Below are 15,222 nucleotides of genomic sequence, written 5' to 3' on the forward strand. Positions count from 1 at the left end.
TTTGTTATGCCGATCATGACCGTTGGAGAGCGTTTCCCTGAGTTTGATCTCATCGCACTGAAGGGCGGCAACCTGAAGTCCGCTAACGCATCTTCTCCGGATGACTACTTTGAGCGTGTCTCCCTGGACAAGTACGAAGGCAAGTGGAAGATCGTCTTCTTCTACCCGAAGGACTTCACCTTCGTCTGCCCGACCGAGATCGCTGCATTTGGCAAGCTGAACGAGGAATTCGAGGACCGCGACACCCAGGTGCTCGGCGGCTCCACCGACAACGAGTTCTCCCACTTCAACTGGCGCGCAACCCACGAAGAGCTGCTGGACATCCCGTTCCCGATGTTCTCCGATATCCGCCACGACCTGATCCGCGCACTCGGTGTTGAGAACGCAGACGGCGTTGCAGACCGTGCAACCTTCATCATTGATCCGGACGGCATCATCCAGTTCGTGTCCGTGACCCCGGACGCTGTCGGCCGCAACGTTGATGAGGTTCTGCGTGTGCTCGACGCACTGCAGTCCGAGGAAGTCTGCGCATGTGACTGGCAGAAGAACGATCCGACCAAGAACATCGACAAGATGGCAGTGGTCCAGGAGTCCCTGAAGTAGTCCTGAAATAGCTCAGGCGCTTTAGCTTCCGTAACGCCCCGCGCTCCGCACCACATCGTTGGAGCGGCGGGGCGCTTCCATAACAACCTTTCATACCCACTGACACGAAACACGAGGATTAACTATGTCTATTGAGAACCTGCGCAACGCACTTCCGGAGTACGCAAAGGACCAGAAGCTCAACCTGGGTTCCCTCACCCGCTCCACTGAGCTCAACGAGCAGCAGCTGTGGGGCACGCTGGTGGCCTCCGCTGCAGCAACCCGCAACGCAACCGTGATCTCTGAGATCACCGACGAGGCGAAGGAGCACCTCTCCGAGGAGGCTATCGACGCAGCGTTTGGCGCAGCCACCGTCATGGCTATGAACAACGTTGCCTACCGCGCCAAGAACTGGCTGGGCGATGACTACGCACAGGTGAAGTTCGGCCTGCGCATGAACATCATCTCCAAGCCGGGTGCGGACAAGGTGGACTTCGAGCTGTGGTCCCTGGCCGTATCTTCTATTAACGGCTGTGAGCACTGCGCTGTCGCCCACGCCAATGAGGTCCGTGAAGGCGGCCTGACCAAGGAACAGGTTTGGGAAGCAGTCAAGGTTGCCAGCGTGGTCCAGGCTGTCGCCCAGACCATCACTATTGAGGACGCACGCTAGAGCTGCACCCTAGCGGGTGGATCTAGGTCCACGCGCTAGATTCCAACCCAGTGCCCGCGCAGCGGGTCAAACGGGTCCAAGATGGGGTCGGTCTTTCCAGTAGCAATCTGCTGAGCAAGCAGCTTGCCGGAGACCGGCCCCAAAACAATGCCCCACATACCGTGGCCGCCGTTGACATACACGTTGGGCACCTTCGTTTGACCAACCAGCGGCAAACCATCAGGGGTAACTGGGCGTGAGCCCACCCACTCATCCTGGCGGCTGTCCCAATCCACGCCCTGGAACATGGGCTTGGTGGTGTGGATGATCGAATCAATACGCCCCGGCTGGAACGGCTCGTCCGGTCCGCGGAACTCCATGGTGCCCGCCACGCGGAAACGGCCCTCGTAGGGGGTACACGCAACCTTCTGTTCCGGCAGGTACACCGGGCACGTTGCCGACTTGTCGGTTTCCACGCTGAAGGAATACCCGCGGCCAGCCTGCACCATCGTGGTTACGCCTAGCTGGCGGGACAGTTTTGGCAGCCACGCGCCGGTAGCAACAACTACAACATCCGGGTTGAGCCATTCGCCCGTAGAAAGTTTGACCGCAGGCTTGCGGGTGGAACGGACCTCCACAACCTCTACACCAGTGGTGATCGTGCCGCCGCGCTCCTCAATAGAAGCAGCGATCGCCTCACAGTAGGGGCCGGGCTCAATGTAGCGCTGACCATCCAACTTGTAGATGGCCCCGACCTTCTCGGTGAGCATAGGCGCGAACTCGCGTGCGCGCTCAAGCGAAATCTTTTCAAACGGGATGTCCTGGCCGTGGCGGATAGCGCCCTCGACCTCGCCGAGGAAGCCCTTTGCGTCCTTCTCATTACCAAACCCGACAATGAACGGGGCGGGGTGGCTGGTAGCTTTCACACCACCGGCTTCAAGCTCATCAAAGGCAGCCAACGCCGCCAGGTCTGCCTGGGTCAGTCCCGCCATGGTGGTATCCCATGCGCGTGGGGTGGCATGCGCCATGAACTGGGCGACGAACGCCCACAACTTGGCGTCTACACGCACCGGCACATCGAGTGCCGCGTGCTTATCAAACAGTGCAGTGGGGCCGTAGCGCCACAAACTTGGGTGTGAGAGGGGAATGGTCTTGCCTGGCGCCAGCCAGCCCGCGTTGCCCCAAGAAGCACCGCCGGCTACGCCGACACGATCAACAACCTCAACCTCATAGCCATACTCTTGCAGGTGCCACGCCGTGGCAAGGCCGGTCATGCCGGCGCCGATAACCAATGCCGTAGTCATAAGGCAGAATCTACAGGTTAGACCTGCTTCATTTCTAGAGATTGGAGGCGAACTTCTCCGGCCTCATCGGAAGCGTCCAAATCCACCACGCCGTGCAGCTGAAACGCGTTGTCGCCCTCAGGATCTTTGATGATCTGGGTGACGCGCCACGTACGCGTTGTGGTATCTCCCAGGCGGAAATAGTCCGGGCCGCGGGCGTCAGCGCCAAGATCCAAATCGTCGTACTCGTCGAAGTAATCATCCATCGCCGCGGGCCAGTCAACGCTATCCGCTGGGTCGAGATAATCCAGCATGGTGGCAAGCTGGTCTTCCTTCTCGTAGGCAAATAGCTCCGTGAGGCGGAAGAAGAAGTTGCGCACCATGATGGTAAACGCGCGACGGTTGGCAGTCAGCGCATTGGGATCTTCCACGCCGAACGCCAGCTCACGGTCAAGCGCCTCGCGCGAGATAGGGGAGTCCTCATCAGCCATGTGCGCCCACTCATCAATCAATGAGGAATCCACCTGGCGGATCATTTCACCCAGCCACACCGTGATGTCTTCGAGCTCATCGTTCATGTAGGCATCCGGGATGGAGTGGGACAGGGTACGCCAAGCATCCGTAAGGTAGCGCAGCACGACACCTTCAGAACGGGCCAGCCCGTAGGTAGCAATGAGGTCTGAAAATGTCATGGCGTGCTCAATCATGTCGCGCACCACCGACTTCGGTGAGGGCTCAAACTCTTTCGCCCACGGGTTGCCCTCACAGAAGGTGGAAAACGCTTCTTCCAGTTCCTCTTCCAAGGGCTTGGGGTAGGTGACGTCCTCAATAATCGCCATCCGCTCGGTGTAATCTATCCCCTCCGCTTTCAGCGCTGCGATTTCCTCAGAGCGCTCGTTGTTCTGCTGGGCCTGCAGAAGCTGGCGGGGGTCGTCCAAAATCGCCTCAAACGTGGAGATGACATCGAGCGTGTAGGTCTCAGACTCCGGGTCCAGCAGGGAAAGAAACGCCAACGCGAACGGGGAGAGTGGCTGGTTAAGCGCAAAGTCTCGATCCAGCTCTTGCGTAAGTGTGTAGGGACGGAACGCAGGCGAATCCGGCGTGCGTTCAACAACACCTGCGGCGATCAGGCCGCGGAAGAGGTCAACTGCCGCCAACACGTCACGGTTTTGCTTGGCCCGCGTGTCATGGTTGGTGCGGATCAAATGCCGCATGTGCTCATAGCCATTGCCGGGACGCGCAACCACGTTCAGCAGCATCGAGTTAGACACCTGGAACTGGCTGGTCAGCTCCTCCGGCTCAGCGGTGGTCAGACGCTGGAACGTCTTCTCAGACCAAGACACCTCACCATCACGCGGAGCCTTCTTGCGAAGCTTCTTCAGTTTCTTAGGGTCATCGCCAGCTTTTCGGCGAAGCTTGACGTTTTCAATCTCGTGCTCCGGGGCCTCCACAACCACGGTGCCCTCCGTGTCATAGCCCGCACGTCCTGCGCGGCCAGCGATCTGGTGGAACTCGCGAGACTTCAGGATCCGGCTGCGGGTGCCGTCATACTTGGCCAGGCCCGTCATCAACACGGTACGGATAGGCACGTTGATACCCACGCCAAGTGTGTCAGTGCCGCAAATAACCTTCAGTAGTCCAGTCTGCGACAGGCGCTCCACCAAACGACGGTACTTCGGCAGCATGCCTGCATGGTGGATACCAATGCCGCGGCGCACAAGCTTGGATAGCGTCTTGCCAAACGTGGTACTGAAGCGGAAATCCCCAATCTCTTCCGCAATACGCGCCTTTTCCTCAGCAGTCACAAACGTCATACTGGTCAGTGCTTGGGCACGCTCGGTGGCCTCACGCTGAGAGAAATGCACGATGTAAATCGGCGCCTTGCCGTCGGCCATCAGTTCTTCGATAGTCTCGTGCACTGGGGTAAACACGTAGTGGAAATCCAGCGGCACAGGGCGCTCGGACCCACCCACATAGCTGGTCGTGCGCCCAGTGCGCTCCGTGAGATCATCCTGCAGCCATTGCGTATCGCCCAAGGTTGCAGACATGAGCAGGAACTGCGCCTTCGGCAGCTCTAGCAGCGGCACCTGCCACGCCCAGCCACGGTCGGGCTCAGAGTAGTAGTGGAACTCATCCATCACCACCTGGTCAATGCGCGCGTTAGCGCCCTCGCGCAACGCGATGTTGGCAACGATCTCCGCGGTGGCAGCGATGATTGGGGCGTTACCGTTTACCGTGGCATCGCCCGTCATCATGCCCACATTCTCCGGGCCGAAGATCTCGCACAGAGCGAAGAACTTTTCACTCACCAACGCCTTGATCGGCGCGGTGTAAAACGAGCGCTGGCCACGCGCCATCGCAATGAAATGCGCCGCGTTGGCCACCATGGATTTACCCGACCCCGTAGGGGTAGCCAAAATAACGTTATCGCCCGCTAGAAGCGCAACAGACGCTTCCTCCTGCGCCGGGTAGAGCGAGATGCCACGTGATTGGGTCCAACGGGTAAACGAATCCCAGACCGCGTCCTCAAATACAGACTCGGGCACATCCTCCAGGTCCGTCAGGTAATCAGCCAGCGTCACTCGTCACTATCCTCCGTCGGCGTCTCGTCGGTGCTGGTTTCGTTGGTGGGGTTCCACGCAACGTCGTCAAGCGGAAGCTCCCTGGCCCTGTCCCTATCCTCAATCGCAGCAAGGAAATTCTCAAACGCCTCAGAAATCTCCTCACCCGTGGGCAGCTCCGCCTCACCAGGCATCATCGCCTGCGGATTACGCTCACGGTAATCAGCCATCTCAGAGTCATAGTTCTTCTCCAACGCCTGCACCACATGCGCAATCTCATCCGACTGCGCCGTCTGCTCCGCCAGCTGACGCGACACTTTTGCCATATCCCGCTCAATGGAGCGCAGCGGCAGCTTCAGATTCACCGAATCCTCCAAAGACTGCAGCAGCTGGTACATGGCATGCGGATACGGGGAGGCGGCTACATAATGCGGCACGTGCGCCGTAAAACCAGCAACCTTGCGCCCACGCTTATGCAGCTCACGCTCAATCATGATCGCCGCAGCCCCAGGCACAGTCACCATGCCATCAAACGTAAACATGGAACCAACCAAATCCCGGTCATTACCATGCGCCGAAACTACAAGCGGACGCGTATGCGGCGTAGCCATAGGTGCGGAATACAGGCAGATGGTCTCCGAAACATCGAACCGCTCCGCCAAATCCGCCACAGCCTCCGAAAACGCCTGCCAGCGAAGATCCGGCTCCGGCCCAGACAGCAGCAAAAACGGTGTGCCAGCGTTGTCCTTGACCACACGCATATCCAACTCCAGCGGCTCCACGTTAGCGATCTCATGGTGGCGCAACGTCACCAGCGGGCGGCGCGAACGGTAATCAATCAGCTCATCGTTATTAAATGTGGCTACGGTACGCGACTCCAGCGCAGCCTTAATGTGATCAGCCGAGCTCTCCACCGCGTGGCCAGCATCCGCATAGCCCTGCAGCGCAACGATCAGGGTAGGCCCCGCCGGGCTATCCCCGCCGACAGCGGGCGCGGGATACTCAAGTTCATACATGCGGCGTTCATCCGACATGGTCAGCCTCCTTCACAATCGCTGCCTAACAACTGCTCCCTACAACGCCATGGGCATTGCCTCCATTCCAACACACTCGGCTGCCCAGTGAACGCATAACGCCAGCACTGGCACCAAGGTGCAAAGGAGGTAAGGAAAAATCTTGCAGCCGTGGGGAACCAAAGCTATCAACACGCGGTCTGAATATGCATGACACACTTTATGAATTCAGATACCGCAATTACCCACCCAGGCAACTTCATCGCCTCAATCCCCGGAGTCTTGGGCTACTACCCCCAAGAGTCCGTCATTATCGTCACTGCCTACGCCGAGCCAGGAAGCAGCGAGGCATTGTACGGACCCGTCTTCCGCGTCGACCTGAGCCTGGCCGACCGTCTCCAAGACGTACTCGACAACGTGCCAGCCGAAGACATCATGGAAGCCGTCGGCCACTTCGCCATCCTGGTTACCCGCATCCCCAACTCAAAAACAGCCCGCGCAGCCATCAACACCCTGCTCGAACTCACCGACCCAAGTGGGCTCCCGCTTGTCGACGCCTGCTGGCACGCCTCCGAAATAGCCAACTACACCCCATACAGCCTCATCTTCGGACCACCCATGGACCAGCTCATCCGTGCAGGAGTACCCGACAGCTGGGTATCAGGCACTGTTGGCTCCGTCATGGCGCAACCCACCATGCAAGCACTCATCGCACAAGGCGCACTTCCCGAACTAGACAGGGAAGACACCCGCGCATACTTCGAACCCGAAGCAGGGCAGTGGGAAGCCACAAGTGCACAATGCACACAATTGCGACGCCGCGGTGCACGCCTTGTCGCCCACATCGCGCTCTACCCAGAGAAAGTCCGCACCGAAATGGAGCGAGCCTGCGAAATCCTCAAAGACGTAACCCCGCAGCCACTCATCGGTCAAACCTGCCGCCAAACAATCGAGGAGGTCTTCGGCACCACAGAAAACGCCGAACTCATCGCTACAACGCTGACCAAATCCAAACTGCGCGATTGCCTTTTCAATGTCGCACTCGAACACCCGCTGGAAACCGGAGTAGCAATGCTCACCATCGCCCGCGCCTACAGCGGCGCCATCCGAGCCAATGCGTTGAGTATCTGGGCCGTCATTGCCGTGAAACTCAAGCTCTCAAACTGGGCAACCGCAGCCTTAGAAAGCGCCGAAGACGCACTGCCCAATCACTCGCTGTCCTACATCCTCAAACAGCTCTTGCGCGCTGGGCAACACGAAAACATGCTGGAAACCGCAGCTTTTGGCTGCGATGAGATGTGGGAAGAGCTGGCAGACCTAGAGCCTGAAACCCGTGAATACTAAGGCAAGTGCACGAGGATCAGCGTGCGCTATGGGAGGCGTCACCCAACTCCTGGGTAAACGCCCATGCGTCACGCACGATCCGGCCAAGCTCCGTACGGGTGGGGTTCCACCCAAGCTCCGCCTGGATCTTCTCCGAGGACGCAACCAGCACCGCAGGATCACCAGCGCGGCGGGGCGCAACCTCCGCTGGGATCTCATGCCCGGTGACTTCCCGGCAGGCCTGGATAACCTCAAGCACCGAGTAGCCGTCACCGGAGCCGAGGTTGTAAATCTTGTGCTCGCCAGCCGTGTTAGCCTCCAGGGCAAGCAGGTGCGCATCCGCTAGATCTCGAATGTGGATGTAGTCACGCACACAGGTGCCGTCCTTGGTCGGCCAGTCATCGCCAAAAACCATGATCTTGTCGCGGTAACCCATTGCCACTTGGAGCACAAGCGGAATCAGGTGCGTTTCAGTCTTGTGGTTTTCACCGATTGAGCCGTAGGCGCCTGCCACGTTGAAGTAGCGCAGGCTGGTTGCCGCCATCCCGTACGCCTGGCAGTAGGAGGTAATGGCGTAATCAATGGATAGCTTGGTCGCACCGTAGGGGTTTGTCGGGCGCGTTGGCGCAGTCTCTACAATCGGCACTTCCTCCGGCTCGCCGTAGGTTGCGGCGGTGGAGGAGAAGACCAGCGAGTTCACCCCATGGGTGCGCATGGAGTCTAGCAGCTGGAGAGAAACGCCAAGGTTGTCGTGCCAGTAGGTTGCAGGTTCCGTCATGGACTCACCTACAAGGGAGCGGGCCGCAAAATGCAGCACGCCGTCAACATCACCAGCACTAAGCACGTGATCAATGACGTCTTCGATACGGCCCTCTACAAACGTTGCGCCGGCGGGCACCGCGTCACGGTTGCCTGTACTCAAGTCATCTACAACTACAACGTCATGGCCCGCTTCAAGCAAAGTTGCGGTACAAACGCTGCCGACATAGCCAGCGCCGCCGGTTACTACCAGTTTCAAAGGGGGTACTCCTACTTAGTCAGCTCTACGCGAAGTGCGTGGGCGAATTCAGGCGCGAGCTCTACAGTCTCATCATCTTGGGTAGTCAGCGTTACGCCACCGTTTTCCAATGGGGTAAGCGTCACCGTCTGCCCAACGAGAGCCCCAAGGGAGATCACTGGATTTTGCACCTCAGTGCCTTGCTGCAGGATCTCGCTGATCTGGACAACCTTGACGGTTGCCGGTTCATCCAGACGTAGGTCAACTGCGCGGGTCCCGTTCTGGGCATCAGTTGTGGAGGCTGCGCCAACATCTTCCAGGGACGGAATCGGGTTGCCAAACGGTGAGCGAGTAGGGTCCTCCAGCACCGCAACGACGCGACGTTCAACCTCATCACTCATGACGTGCTCCCAGCGACACGCCTCGTCGTGCACCTTGGCAATGTCCAAGCCAAGCACGTCGGTCAGCAGGCGCTCTGCGAGACGGTGCTTGCGCATCACAGCGGTGGCAAGCTTCCGCCCTTCAGGCGTGAGCGATAGGGAGCGGTCCCGCTCAACCACAATGAGTCCGTCTCGCTCCATGCGGGCAACGGTCTGAGACACCGTCGGCCCGGATTGCTCCAGGCGCTCAGCGATGCGCGCACGCAGGGGAGTGATGCCCTCCTCTTCAAGCTCGTACACGGTACGCAGATACATTTCCGTGGTGTCTACGAGATCACGCATAATCTTTGCCTCTCAAAACAAACGCAGTAGATACGAAAATACTTTAGCCAATCAGCCAAACGCTCGGCACATATGAAAGGACCCATCGGACTATCGACGGGCCCATGCTCAGCTACAGAGCGTAATCACGCAGGCGATCTGCGCGCTCACCCACGCGTAGCTTCGCCATAACCTCACGCTCAATCTGGCGGACACGTTCCCGCGACAACCCGTACTGGCGGCCAATCTGATCAAGTGTGCGCGGCACACCGTCCGTTAAGCCGTATCGCAGCCGGATAACGTCCTGCTCGCGCTGTTCAAGACCGTTGATGATGTCCTGGATGTCATCATGGCGCAGGGCGGAAACCACAGCGTCCTCAGCGTCGGTTGCCTCGGCATCCTCGATGAAGTCTCCCAGCGGTGCCTCTTCATCCGCACCAACCGGCATGTCAAGGCTTACCGGGTCACGGGACTGGCGCAGCAGCATTTCAATCTTGGACTCCGGAATGCCGGATTCTTCCGAGAGCTCCTCATTCGTCGGCTCACGTCCCAAGGACTGGTACATCTCACGACGAATGCGTGAAAGCTTGTTTACTTGCTCTACCAAGTGGACTGGAAGGCGTATCGTGCGGGACTGATCAGCCATGCCCCGGGTAATGGCCTGACGGATCCACCAGGTTGCGTACGTGGAGAACTTAAAGCCCTTGGAGTAGTCAAACTTCTCCATAGCGCGAATAAGGCCCAGGTTGCCTTCCTGAATCAGATCAAGCAGCGGCATGCCGCGGCCAGTGTACCGCTTGGCCAAGGAAACAACGAGGCGGAGGTTTGCCTCAAGCAGGTGTGCGCGTGCTTTGCGGCCCTGCTTGGCCAGGATCTTCAGATCACGCTTCTTAGCGCGGGTGAGTTTGACCTCAGGGTCATCCAACAGATGCTGGGCGTAAAGACCAACCTCAATCTGCTGGGCTAGCTCAACTTCTTCTTCCGCGTTGAGGAGTGCGGTCTTGCCGATGCCGTTCAAGTAAACGCGGACAAGATCTGCCGACGGGTTATCGTTGGTCTGGTTCCTGCGGCTGCCACGGTCAACCTCTTGGGTTTCTGCGGCATTGGCGTGATCCGGGGCATGATCCGGCTGAGTCAAGTGCTGCCTCCTCGATCCCTTTAATTTTTTGAGTCCATCTTGCTAACGCCGCCAAAGGCGAAAATGTTCCCGCAGTTCCAGACACACAGCATCCGTGCAGAATATGTACAGTCTGGCTTATGGGTTGACCGGTGTCCAATGGAATGAACATGGGATCCGATCACGCGTTATGTGATTTTTACCACGCGGTCTAGGGGTTGTCTATCGTTTCGGGATCAGGCCTCAACAATGACGGTAAACGGACCCTGGTTCACGCTTGCAACCTGCATGTCAGCGCCGAAAATGCCCTCTTCAACATGAATATTTCTTTCGCGCAATGCTGTTGCAATCTTGTCCATCACGGGTTTGGCAACATCACCTGGGGCTGCGCCTGACCATGATGGGCGACGCCCCTTTGCGGTGCGACCCATCAGCGTGAACTGGCTGACCAACAACACTGGGGCAGCAGCGTCGGTGACACTGAGCTCACCGTCGAGGATCCGCAGCTCAGCGATCTTGCGTGCAACTGTTTCCCACGCATCCGCTGCATCGTTTACGCCTACGCCTACAAGCGCGAGGATCCCTCCGGTTTCAGGGCAGTCGATTACTCCAACTACCTCGCCGTCCACAGTTACAGAGGCGCTGGACACACGCGTTAGCACTGCCTTCATTTGACTTCGCTCCTTCTTAGATCCCGTCGTCGATTTCAGTGATATCAGCGGGGACAACAACACCGTGGCGCACCAAATCTGTAATCGCGGCCACGGCGCTTTGTTCAAGCGCGGCAACGTCCTGATCGCCCTCTATCCCGCGTGATGATGCGAAGATCCCCACCACATTTCGCAGTACTAACCCATTCGGGTGTAGGCCGGCAAGCACCGTGCGCAGATCGGCGTTGATTTCGTGGGAGAAACGTGGGCCGTCTGTGCGGGTGACGCGTACTACCTCTTCTGTGAAGCCCATGCCGGTTTCCGTATCTGCAACCGAGACCTCTTCAATCGCCACACCTGGGCGCACCAGAAACCTCGAATCCAGTACATCGTCTGCATCTTTGTCGCGCAGCCAGGCGGCGCGGAGGAAATACTCCTCTACCTCAGGACCTAGGGGATCGGTAAACGGATGGCTGAGTTCCTCAGCGGTGATTTCGCTGGGGTGATCGCCAATGTCTCGCAAAAATACCCAACCGAACCCAATCGCGTGAACGTTGTTGTCATCGAAATGGGCAAGCCAGGCTTGGGTGCGTTCGATGGCTTCGGGCGAGCGTGGGTCAAGCGACTCATCTTTCAGCCAGGTAGACACGTACATGCCCGGATCCACCACATCACGCTGCAGTACCCAGGCACTGACGCCCTCCGATGGAAGCCACGACGCAACGCGCGACTGCCACGACTCATCAACAGTGTGGACCCAAGCGCCCAAGATGCATGCGGTGCCATCTTCAGCCAGGTGGTCAGGAGTCTCACGGACCACAAGTTCCGTTGCGCCGTCCAGGGACAAACCCGAATCCCGATATACGTGGCCAACCTCAGGCAACCCGACTACAAACGGCGGGTTTGCCACGATGCGATCGAACCGTTCACCTTCAACAGGAGCAAACCACGCACCTTGGCGCAGCTCGACGTTATCCACCCTGTTCGCGGCCAAGGTAACCTCGGCGAGGTCCAGCGCGCGCTGGTGAATGTCAGTAGCAACCACCTTGCGCGCAACGCCAGCCTGCGCAAGCGCCTGAACGCCAGAGCCAGTACCTAAGTCCAGCACCCGATCCACCGGCGTTACGGGGGTTGCAGACAGCAGTGACAGCGACGCGGCGCCCACACCCAACACGTGATCACGGCCGGGCACAACGTCAGTCACCGAAGCATCACAATCAGACACCACCAGCCGCTCATGTCCCGCAATCACATGTGGGCGAATGTCAAAAGCGATGGTGATCTCGCCGGAGGGGGTTGGGGTGGTCAACGAGGCGTCGATAAGCAAAAGTCCAAGGTCACGACCAAGCATCTGTGTTATCTGCTCTGGCGGAAACGGGCGGCGCAACAGGAAAAACCTAATCAACTGATCCAACTGCGAACCACCGCGCGTGGCGTGCAACACCACACCCGGCTCACCGCGGTACAGGGCATCCGTAGCATCCGGACCCAAATGCGCCGCGATGCCGTCGGCAGTAAACGAGGCGGCTGACAAAACATCTGCAAGCTCACGCAACAACGAAGCATCGGGGATAGGGGAATTCACCACACAAGTTCCTTTACGCGGTTATCTGCCTGAGGGTAGCTACTCAGGCTTTTCTTCGTGCTCGATGATACTGAGCGCCCCCGTGCTGTCATCACTGCCCGAGGAACCAGCTTCCAACTCGGCGCGCCGCGCCGCCTCCAAGCGCTGCTCCTCACGAATCACCGCAGGCTTATACACATTGCGCTGACGTGCATCACGCTTCTCACCCTGGCCATTAGCCACCATCACTGACAACCACGGCAGGGGAATAGAAACCACAAACAGGATCGAGGCGAGCCACCAATTGTTCCACGCAAACGCAGAAACCATCGACAGCGCCAGTAACGGCATACGGATGCCCTGCAAAATCATGTACTGCTTCTCGCGCGAACGGCGATTGAGCTCAGGGGAACGCTGCGCATCTGTAATCAACACACGACGCCGCCTGCGCACACGCCGCTTTGTCGACGATGCCTCAACATCCTCAACATCCACATCAACCGTCGGCTGTTGATCGTGGAAGTGGTTATCCGTAGCGCCCATAGGCTTTTCACTCTAACGCATTGCTACACCCAGCCCGTTGTCCGAATGTGGGGTCCGTGGGGCATGATGGTTGGCGTGAATACGACGACGAAGACGCTCGAGCGCACAGACATACGAGAAGACACATCGTCGACCACCGACGACGGAACCCCAAAGTTCTTCCACTACGTAAAGAAGGACCAGATCATTGATTCCGCTGTCTCCGGCAAGATGGTGGTTGCACTTTGCGGGGAGACCTTCCCTGTGAAAAAGCAGGCCAAGCCGGGGTCCCCGGTGTGCCCGGACTGCGAGCGGATTTTTAAGGGGTTGCGCAGGAAGTGACCGCTTCCAACCTGCGCGCGTGGCAGCAGGAGGCGCTTGACCAGTTCATGCGCACCATGCCACGCGATTTTCTGGCTGTGGCTACCCCAGGTGCGGGTAAAACCACCTTTGCGTTGACGCTGGCGTCTCGCCTCCATGAGGCGAAGTCCGTGCAGCGCATCATCGTGGTGGTGCCAACGGAGCACCTGAAGCACCAGTGGGCGGAATCGGCGAAACGTTTTGGGCTTTCGCTGGATCCGAATTTCACCAACTCGTCTGCCGTCAATGCTTCCTATCACGGCATTGTGGTGACCTATGCCCAGGTGGGTATGCACCCGTTTAAGCACCATGCGGTGGCGTCCGCGCGCAAAACCATGGTGATTTTGGACGAGATCCACCATGCTGGTGACGCCCGCAGCTGGGGAGATGGTGTGTATGAGGCCTATAACGATGTTGAGCACCGCTTGGCGCTGACGGGTACGCCGTTTCGTTCCGACGACTCGCAGATCCCGTTTGTCCGCTACGTCGAGGACGGCGAGGGCCACCTGATCTCGGAGTCGGATTACACCTACGGCTACGCCGAGGCGCTGCGTGACGGCGTTGTGCGCCCCGTTGTCTTCCTTGCCTATTCGGGTGAGGCGCAGTGGAAAGATTCCGCGGGGGAGGAGTATTCGGCACGCCTCGGTGAGCCATTGAATGCGGAGCAGACCGCAAAGGCGTGGCGTACGGCACTTGATCCGAAAGGCGACTGGATTGCGGCTGTGCTGAGTGCGGCTCACACACGTTTGTTGAAGCTGCGCGTGAACATGCCCGATGCCGGCGGCCTGGTCATTGCTACCAACAAGACCACCGCGCGCGCCTACGCTCGCATTTTGGAGAAGATCAGCTCCACCCCAGTCACTGTCGTCTTGTCAGATGAGCCGGGGGCTTCCGCGCGTATCGACGAATTCTCGGCCTCCACCGACGAATGGATGGTGGCTGTCCGCATGGTGTCTGAAGGCGTGGACGTGCCGCGCCTGGCGGTAGGCGTCTACGCAACCTCCGCCTCGACGCCATTGTTTTTCGCGCAGGCGATCGGGCGTTTCGTGCGCTCCCGCCTGCCGGGGGAGTCCGCGTCCGTGTTCTTGCCCTCTGTGCCGGTGCTGTTGCAGTTGGCCGAGGAGATGGAAGTGTCCCGTGACCATGTTCTGGGCAAACCACACCGCGAATCCGGGTGGTCCGATGAGCTTCTGGAACAAGCGAACCGGACGCAAACTGAACCGGACGAAGAGTCCAACTACGAGGCCATCGGTGCTTCGGCGGAGCTAGATTCGCTGATTTTCGACGGCTCCACGTACGGCACCCCAACCCTTGCCGGCTCCGCGGAGGAGCAAGACTTCTTGGGGCTGCCGGGACTGCTTGACCCGGAGCAGGTCAAAGCCCTGCTGCGCAAGCGCCAAAGCGATCAGTTGGACGCGCGTGAGGCGGAGGAGAAGGCACGCAAGGCTGCCGAGCGTGCTGAGATTGAGCGCGCGAAAATCTACGGCGAGCCCGTCAAACAGCCAGAGCCCGAGCATTCTGGTGCGAGCGAGGAGAGCGCCGCTGGCGTTGCTGCGGACGAAATCCCGCAGCTGCGTAAGGAACTCAACGCCCGAGTGGCCATTGTTGCCGGCAAGACCGGCCGGCCGCACGGTGCGATTCATACCGAGGCCCGTAAGGCCTGCGGGGGACCGCCGACGGCGCTGTGCAACGCCGAGCAGCTGCGCGAGCGAATTAATTACCTCCGCGGCTGGTAGTTTCCGCAGAATCGGAGCCCTGCATTTTCGCCGAACGGCACCGGCGCCCCTCCTTCCGCCAGAATGGGGGGCGGCGCCAGAATAAGCGGCCGGCGGACAGCGTCGAAACACAGATATGCAGGACAAGATATGCAGGAGTAATGGTCAGAGCGTTTTTTCAATAA

At 59.0% G+C, this 15,222-nt stretch carries 14 protein-coding genes; 5 read left to right on the plus strand and 9 right to left on the minus strand.

The annotated features are described in order from the left end of the window. The first annotated feature begins 6 nt into the window (after positions 1-6). The gene (locus HMPREF3104_RS05735; RefSeq protein ID WP_052203982.1) at positions 7-603 is read left to right on the plus strand and encodes a peroxiredoxin; all 597 of its coding nucleotides are present in this window, start codon (positions 7-9) and stop codon (positions 601-603) included. A 124-nt stretch (positions 604-727) separates the two neighbouring features. Further along, positions 728-1,252: an alkylhydroperoxidase, AhpD family gene (locus HMPREF3104_RS05740; protein ID WP_070494767.1), complete on the plus strand. Its 525-nt coding sequence runs from the start codon at positions 728-730 to the stop codon at positions 1,250-1,252. A 35-nt stretch (positions 1,253-1,287) separates the two neighbouring features. Here the strand turns inward: HMPREF3104_RS05740 and HMPREF3104_RS05745 are convergent, their stop codons facing one another. Genes HMPREF3104_RS05745 through HMPREF3104_RS05755 form a run of 3 tightly spaced genes read right to left on the minus strand, consistent with a single transcriptional unit; the run spans position 1,288 to position 6,109 of the window. After that, positions 1,288-2,535: an NAD(P)/FAD-dependent oxidoreductase gene (locus HMPREF3104_RS05745; protein ID WP_070494768.1), complete on the minus strand. Its 1,248-nt coding sequence runs from the start codon at positions 2,533-2,535 to the stop codon at positions 1,288-1,290. Between the two features lie 17 nt (positions 2,536-2,552). Next, a complete protein-coding gene (locus HMPREF3104_RS05750) occupies positions 2,553-5,096 on the minus strand; it encodes a DEAD/DEAH box helicase (RefSeq protein WP_070494769.1) in 2,544 nt (847 codons plus the stop codon). After that, positions 5,093-6,109, minus strand: a complete 1,017-nt coding sequence (locus tag HMPREF3104_RS05755) for a PAC2 family protein (protein ID WP_070494770.1) — start codon at positions 6,107-6,109, stop codon at positions 5,093-5,095. Before HMPREF3104_RS05755 ends, HMPREF3104_RS05750 begins: the two co-directional genes overlap by 4 nt. 201 nt (positions 6,110-6,310) lie before the next feature. Between HMPREF3104_RS05755 and HMPREF3104_RS05760 the strand changes: the two genes are divergently transcribed. After that, a complete protein-coding gene (locus HMPREF3104_RS05760) occupies positions 6,311-7,432 on the plus strand; it encodes a DUF4192 domain-containing protein (RefSeq protein WP_168156360.1) in 1,122 nt (373 codons plus the stop codon). Between the two features lie 16 nt (positions 7,433-7,448). On the opposite strand, the gene galE is transcribed toward HMPREF3104_RS05760, so the two are convergent. The 6 genes from galE to HMPREF3104_RS05790 all read right to left on the minus strand — a co-directional run bounded on the left by galE (position 7,449) and on the right by HMPREF3104_RS05790 (position 12,983). Beyond that, complete coding sequence (galE, locus tag HMPREF3104_RS05765; protein WP_070494772.1) at positions 7,449-8,429, minus strand: UDP-glucose 4-epimerase GalE; 981 nt, start codon at positions 8,427-8,429, stop codon at positions 7,449-7,451. Positions 8,430-8,440: 11 nt separating this feature from the next. Beyond that, entirely contained in the window at positions 8,441-9,130 is a 690-nt protein-coding gene (locus HMPREF3104_RS05770) for a metal-dependent transcriptional regulator (protein ID WP_052203998.1), read from the minus strand. 112 nt (positions 9,131-9,242) lie between these two features. Next, positions 9,243-10,247: a sigma-70 family RNA polymerase sigma factor gene (locus HMPREF3104_RS05775; RefSeq protein WP_052204000.1), complete on the minus strand. Its 1,005-nt coding sequence runs from the start codon at positions 10,245-10,247 to the stop codon at positions 9,243-9,245. 215 nt (positions 10,248-10,462) lie between these two features. Beyond that, on the minus strand, positions 10,463-10,897 hold the full coding sequence (dtd, locus tag HMPREF3104_RS05780) for a D-aminoacyl-tRNA deacylase (RefSeq protein ID WP_070494773.1): 435 nt from the start codon (positions 10,895-10,897) through the stop codon (positions 10,463-10,465). Positions 10,898-10,913: 16 nt separating this feature from the next. Beyond that, entirely contained in the window at positions 10,914-12,461 is a 1,548-nt protein-coding gene (locus HMPREF3104_RS05785; protein WP_246816367.1) for a DUF7782 domain-containing protein, read from the minus strand. Positions 12,462-12,500: 39 nt separating this feature from the next. Continuing rightward, positions 12,501-12,983, minus strand: a complete 483-nt coding sequence (locus HMPREF3104_RS05790) for a DUF3099 domain-containing protein (RefSeq protein WP_083278957.1) — start codon at positions 12,981-12,983, stop codon at positions 12,501-12,503. Positions 12,984-13,046: 63 nt separating this feature from the next. Between HMPREF3104_RS05790 and HMPREF3104_RS05795 the strand changes: the two genes are divergently transcribed. Next, positions 13,047-13,304: a DUF3039 domain-containing protein gene (locus HMPREF3104_RS05795; protein WP_371327056.1), complete on the plus strand. Its 258-nt coding sequence runs from the start codon at positions 13,047-13,049 to the stop codon at positions 13,302-13,304. Positions 13,305-13,351: 47 nt separating this feature from the next. Next, entirely contained in the window at positions 13,352-15,058 is a 1,707-nt protein-coding gene (locus tag HMPREF3104_RS05800; RefSeq protein ID WP_070494809.1) for a DEAD/DEAH box helicase, read from the plus strand. Positions 15,059-15,222 lie beyond the last annotated feature (164 nt).

Origin of the sequence: Corynebacterium sp. HMSC30G07, from assembly GCF_001806945.1 — a bacterium.
Classification (GTDB): Bacteria; Actinomycetota; Actinomycetes; order Mycobacteriales; family Mycobacteriaceae; genus Corynebacterium; species Corynebacterium riegelii.

What these genes read in the sequence shown, in the direction of transcription:
- dtd (WP_070494773.1), bottom strand. Translation starts at nt 10,897, where the DNA reads ATGAAGGCAGTGCTAACGCGTGTGTCCAGCGCCTCTGTAACTGTGGAC.
- HMPREF3104_RS05795 (WP_371327056.1), top strand. Translation starts at nt 13,047, where the DNA reads ATGATGGTTGGCGTGAATACGACGACGAAGACGCTCGAGCGCACAGAC.
- HMPREF3104_RS05755 (WP_070494770.1), bottom strand. Translation starts at nt 6,109, where the DNA reads ATGTCGGATGAACGCCGCATGTATGAACTTGAGTATCCCGCGCCCGCT.
- HMPREF3104_RS05740 (WP_070494767.1), top strand. Translation starts at nt 728, where the DNA reads ATGTCTATTGAGAACCTGCGCAACGCACTTCCGGAGTACGCAAAGGAC.
- HMPREF3104_RS05770 (WP_052203998.1), bottom strand. Translation starts at nt 9,130, where the DNA reads ATGCGTGATCTCGTAGACACCACGGAAATGTATCTGCGTACCGTGTAC.
- HMPREF3104_RS05735 (WP_052203982.1), top strand. Translation starts at nt 7, where the DNA reads ATGCCGATCATGACCGTTGGAGAGCGTTTCCCTGAGTTTGATCTCATC.
- HMPREF3104_RS05800 (WP_070494809.1), top strand. Translation starts at nt 13,352, where the DNA reads ATGCGCACCATGCCACGCGATTTTCTGGCTGTGGCTACCCCAGGTGCG.
- HMPREF3104_RS05760 (WP_168156360.1), top strand. Translation starts at nt 6,311, where the DNA reads ATGAATTCAGATACCGCAATTACCCACCCAGGCAACTTCATCGCCTCA.
- HMPREF3104_RS05790 (WP_083278957.1), bottom strand. Translation starts at nt 12,983, where the DNA reads ATGGGCGCTACGGATAACCACTTCCACGATCAACAGCCGACGGTTGAT.
- HMPREF3104_RS05745 (WP_070494768.1), bottom strand. Translation starts at nt 2,535, where the DNA reads ATGACTACGGCATTGGTTATCGGCGCCGGCATGACCGGCCTTGCCACG.